Genomic DNA, 4657 nt, shown 5'->3' with positions numbered 1-4657 from the left:
TAATAGCTACTAGAGGAAGCGTAAATCTGAGCATTTAGTGATAAGGACTGAGCGAATTTTGCTCCGTTTTTCTTATTTCTCATTATGTTGTCCATTAATATGGAATGGAGTCATATTTATTAAAAATCAGTTGACAAAAGGGGGTTAATCCCATATCATTTTAAATGAAATTAATAATCATTCTCAATTATATAGTGTGGGTAATAATCTAATTAGCAGAAAGTAACCCTGATCCTATTTTCTTATTATTTACTGAGAAGAAAATACTGGTCAGTCTATGAAGAAGCTATATAGTAGATTTAGTCGAATAAAGCATAAGGTGCGTTGGAAGTTATGGGAAAAACAAATAAAGTGCACGTAGTTATATTAATGACTGCACCCCTTTGGATTATACTTATTACTTGTTTATCAGTGGTTTTGGGGACAAAATCGATTGCTTTAACTACCGTTTGGGATGCAATTATTAACTATGATCCAGAAAATGTCGATCATGCAATAATCATAACGTCACGTATACCTAGAGCTCTTGGTGCATTAATAGTAGGTGCCTTTCTAGCGATATCGGGAGCGGTTATGCAGGGGATGACAAGAAACTATCTTGCATCCCCTTCCATTATGGGAGTTACCGATGGATCAGCTTTTGTAATCACTATTTGTATGGTGTGGATGCCAGGTATGTCATCGTTACAAATGATTCTTTATTCTATGCTTGGTTCCTTATTAGGAGCAGGAATTGTATTTGGCTTTGGTTCACTTTTACGGAATGGGTTGTCACCTGTGAGATTAGCTATTATTGGCACCGTTATTGGTACGTTTTTAAGCAGTATATCATCGGCCATTTCCACCTATTTTCAAGTGTCGCAAAATGTGAGCTTTTGGTATAATGCACGACTTCATCAGATTGATCCATCCATGTTAAAAATCGCAATTCCTTTTGGCATAGTAGGAATCTTGATCATTATATTTTTAGCAAAATCAATTACTATCTTGTCATTAGGTGAAGACGTATCTGTTAACTTGGGACAACGAACGAAGCTTGTTAAAGCGATGACTGTTATAGCTGTTGTTATGCTGACAGGTACCGCCGTAGCACTAGTTGGAAAGATAGGTTTTGTAGGTCTAATCATTCCTCATATCACTAGATTCTTAGTTGGTATAGATTATCGCTGGATCATTCCTTGTGCTGGCGTAATTGGCGGCGGATTCTTGGCGTTATGTGATGTGTTAAGTAGATTTATCAATTATCCGTTTGAAACGCCAATTGGTGTTATCACTGCTTTTATTGGAATCCCTTTCTTCCTTTATTTAATTCGTAGTAGGGGAGGAGAGAAGCATGCATAAAGCAGATAGACGTCGATATATTACAACATTATTGCTTATTTCAGTTTCGATATTAGTGGCGATTTACATAAGCATTACAAATGGATCGTTTGATATTACGGTATCAAATGTTTTTCGAACCATTTTACGTATTAACCCTACAGAAGATTATGATTTAGTTATTTTTGATTTTCGACTACCACGAATTGTTATTGCTGGTTTAGTTGGGTTTGGACTCGGTATAGCTGGTGCAGTTATTCAAGGGATTACTAGAAATGGTTTAGCTGACCCAGGGATACTTGGTATAAATGCCGGTGCTGGAGCGGCGATTGTATTGTTTATGTTTTTCTTTAAAGATAAGATAACGGATACGGGATTGTTAGCTATTATGATGCAGCCACTCTTTGGGTTAATTGGTGGTCTTATAGCGGCTACGATTATCTTTCTCTTCGCTTGGAAAAATGGAAAATTAGATTCCCAACGTCTTCTGCTTACGGGAATAGCTATTGGATCAGGTTTTGGAGCATTTTCCCTTTATATTTCGTTAAAAATGAAAGCATCTGACTTTGAGATGGCAACGGTATGGATTTCTGGAACAATATACAACGCTAATTGGATTTATATTCTGTCTATGATTCCTTGGATTATTTTATTTATCCCAATCATCTATAAAAAGGCTTATTTATTAGATTTATTTCAATTAGAAGAATCAAATTTAAAAAGCTTAGGTGTTTCCGTAGAGAAAGAAAAAATACTACTTCTAATAAGTAGTGTTGCTCTTGTCAGCGCTTGTGTTTCTGTATCTGGAAGTATAGGTTTTGTAGGGCTTATGGCTCCACATATAGCAAGAAGACTCGTTGGACTACAGCATAGATATGTGATTCCTATATGTGGATTACTTGGTGTACTACTTGTCATCGTATCAGATTTTATAGCAAAAACGGTTTTTGCCCCAGCAGAGTTGCCTGTTGGTATCGTGATATCGATTATCGGTGTACCGTATTTTCTATATTTATTAGTAAAAACGAAAACATAGGGAGGGGAAGGCAAATGAGTATTTTGCAGGCGGAGGCATTGGAGACTGGTTATGAAAGACATACGGTGTTCAGAGATCTTCATTTACAGGTGAAGACTGGTGAAATTACGACAATTATTGGACCAAATGGCTGTGGGAAATCAACCTTATTAAAAACAATGGGAAGAATTTTAAAGCAGCGTAATGGAAAAGTATTCTTACAAGGCAAAGAACTTAATCATATACCAACAAAGAAAATTGCCAAACATCTAGCTATGCTTTCGCAAAATCCTACTGCCCCTGGTGAACTGAAGGTGGAAGAGCTTATCACATATGGACGTTATCCGCATCGGAAAAATGTCAATAAATTAACAAAGGAAGATCGTAAGGTTATTGAATGGGCAATGGATATTACCTCCACTACATCCTTCCGTGACCGTAAAATAGGTAATCTATCAGGTGGTCAAAGGCAGAAGGTTTGGTTGGCGATGGCACTAGCTCAGGAAACGGAAGTACTATTACTAGATGAACCGACAACGTACCTTGATTTAGCTCACCAATTGGAAGTCCTACAGATTGTACAACGGCTTAATAAAGAGCATGGTTGTACAATTGTAATGGTATTACATGATATTAATCATGCTGCTAGGTTTTCAAATGAGATTGTGGCAATGAAGTCTGGTGAAGTTATTTCTGTTGGAAGTCCTTCAGATATCATTACAAACGAAGTATTAAAGGAAGTCTTTGAAATTGATGCAAGAGTAATGATAGACCCATACGATAATTCCCCAGTATGTTTTGGATATGATAGTATACAAGCATAAATAAATGTAAGGGGGAAATAGGTTGAAAGAATATAAAACATCGCCTGTAATTACATCTGGAGCAGAGAAATGGTCGATGACTTCGAGGTACGGTAGGCGATACGATATTTACATCTCTATACCAAAACAGCCAGCTCCGGAATCTGGTTATCCAATTATCTATGTTTTGGATGGGAATGCTTTTTTTCATACATTTCATGAGACGGTGAAAGTACAATCTGCTCGATCAGAAAAAACAAAAGTGATTCCGGCTGTTATTGTAGGCATTGGTTATCCGGTTGATGCCGCTTTTGCATCTGAATTTAGAGTGTACGATTTTACGCCACCTACTTCTGTGGAAAATTTACCACCCAAGCCTGATGGTAGTGCATGGTCTGAAAATGGTGGAGCAGAGGAGTTCTTTCATTTTATTACGCAGGAATTACAGCCATGTATAGAGCAACACGTTTCCATTGATCGACAGAAACAAACATTATTTGGTCATTCTTTGGGAGGATTATTTGCATTGTATGTTTTATTTTCAGGAACGTCTGCATTTCAAACCTTTATGATAACAAGTCCTTCAATATGGTGGGGAAATCGCGTCATATTGGAGCTAGTAAAGAACTGGGCCGCTAATACCGATATAAGTGAAAAGCGGGTGTTTCTTGCTGTTGGTGAATTAGAAAAAGATCATATGGTAAATGATGCACGTGATCTCGCTATTCGACTGGAAGAGCTAAGATCAAAAGGATTAACAACGGTATTTTATGAATTGACGGATGAGAATCATGTATCCGTTGTACCAACTGTGATAAGTAGAGCAATAAGGTTTTTACATATGCATTCAGGTTAAGCATACGATAGTTAGATTTATTCCACATATAAGCGGCCGTAAGATTCCAGCTTCAAGCAATAAAGTGAAACAATTATTGGTAAGCGAGGGATAGGCTGCCAGTAAATGTCCGATTGATTCAAAAGCCTTTAGGTCATACCCTTGTGGTACTACCAAACCGTGGGGGATAAACAAAAATCCCCAAGGATGGAAGTTTCATTTTATTCCAAGTATGGAACCAGTTGTATGAAACCGTAAATATGTTTGACATTAGGAACGCTTTACTTTATGCTAAGCATATTATAAACAAACGGTTACATTCGTTGACGAGAATGAGTAGGTATAAATGTGGATCTTTAGAGAGTTGGTGATTTGCTGCAAGCCAATGTTCCCATTATGCTGAATATCCTCTCTGAGAAGGAAGGCTGAATATTCATTTAAGTTTTCCCGGGGACCCGCCGTTAAAAGGGGCGCGTATGATAGTACGTTGATGAGTGCTAGATAATTGTATTGCATATACATTATCTGGAATCAGGGTGGTAACACGGGTGGAAACTCGTCCCTATCTAGGGGCGGGTTTTTTTAAAAGTTAAGAAAGTATAAAATTAGTGCAATGACTGCGTTAAGCCAAGTAGTTATTTTGAAATGTTTGATGTATATTGGCAATGCTCCGACTAATTACTT

Annotated in this window: 5 protein-coding genes and 1 other annotated feature; of the genes, 4 read left to right on the top strand and 1 reads right to left on the bottom strand. The window is 37.4% G+C overall.

Features of this window, described 5'->3' with window-relative positions; translation table 11 throughout:
* Nucleotides 1–333 precede the first annotated feature (333 nt).
* The 4 genes from Q1A47_RS20020 (at nucleotide 334) to Q1A47_RS20005 (ending at nucleotide 3994) form a co-directional block, all read left to right on the top strand.
* Nucleotides 334–1341: an iron ABC transporter permease gene (locus Q1A47_RS20020; protein ID WP_026680298.1), complete on the top strand. Its 1008-nt coding sequence runs from the start codon at nucleotides 334–336 to the stop codon at nucleotides 1339–1341.
* Nucleotides 1334–2356 carry an iron ABC transporter permease gene (locus Q1A47_RS20015; protein ID WP_026680299.1) on the top strand — a complete coding sequence of 341 codons (1023 nt, stop codon included), beginning with the start codon at nucleotides 1334–1336 and terminating at the stop codon, nucleotides 2354–2356. The genes Q1A47_RS20020 and Q1A47_RS20015 overlap by 8 nt, the downstream gene beginning before the upstream one ends.
* Nucleotides 2357–2370: 14 nt before the next feature.
* Nucleotides 2371–3159, top strand: coding sequence for an ABC transporter ATP-binding protein (locus tag Q1A47_RS20010; protein ID WP_026680300.1), 789 nt, complete (start codon nucleotides 2371–2373; stop codon nucleotides 3157–3159).
* 76 nt (nucleotides 3160–3235) lie between these two features.
* Entirely contained in the window at nucleotides 3236–3994 is a 759-nt protein-coding gene (locus Q1A47_RS20005) for an alpha/beta hydrolase (protein WP_051388267.1), read from the top strand.
* On the opposite strand, the gene Q1A47_RS20000 is transcribed toward Q1A47_RS20005, so the two are convergent.
* Nucleotides 3986–4150, bottom strand: a complete 165-nt coding sequence (locus Q1A47_RS20000; protein WP_205389466.1) for a hypothetical protein — start codon at nucleotides 4148–4150, stop codon at nucleotides 3986–3988. The two genes, Q1A47_RS20005 and Q1A47_RS20000, sit on opposite strands and share 9 nt — an antisense overlap.
* A gap of 137 nt (nucleotides 4151–4287) precedes the next feature.
* Nucleotides 4288–4540 (top strand) — a binding site (T-box leader).
* Nucleotides 4541–4657: the final 117 nt, after the last annotated feature.

Source organism: uncultured Virgibacillus sp., assembly GCF_947495635.1.
Taxonomy (GTDB): domain Bacteria; phylum Bacillota; class Bacilli; order Bacillales; family Amphibacillaceae; genus Virgibacillus; species Virgibacillus salarius.
The sequence above is the reverse complement of the archived record's forward strand: the minus strand, read 5'-3'. Positions and strand labels throughout refer to the sequence as shown.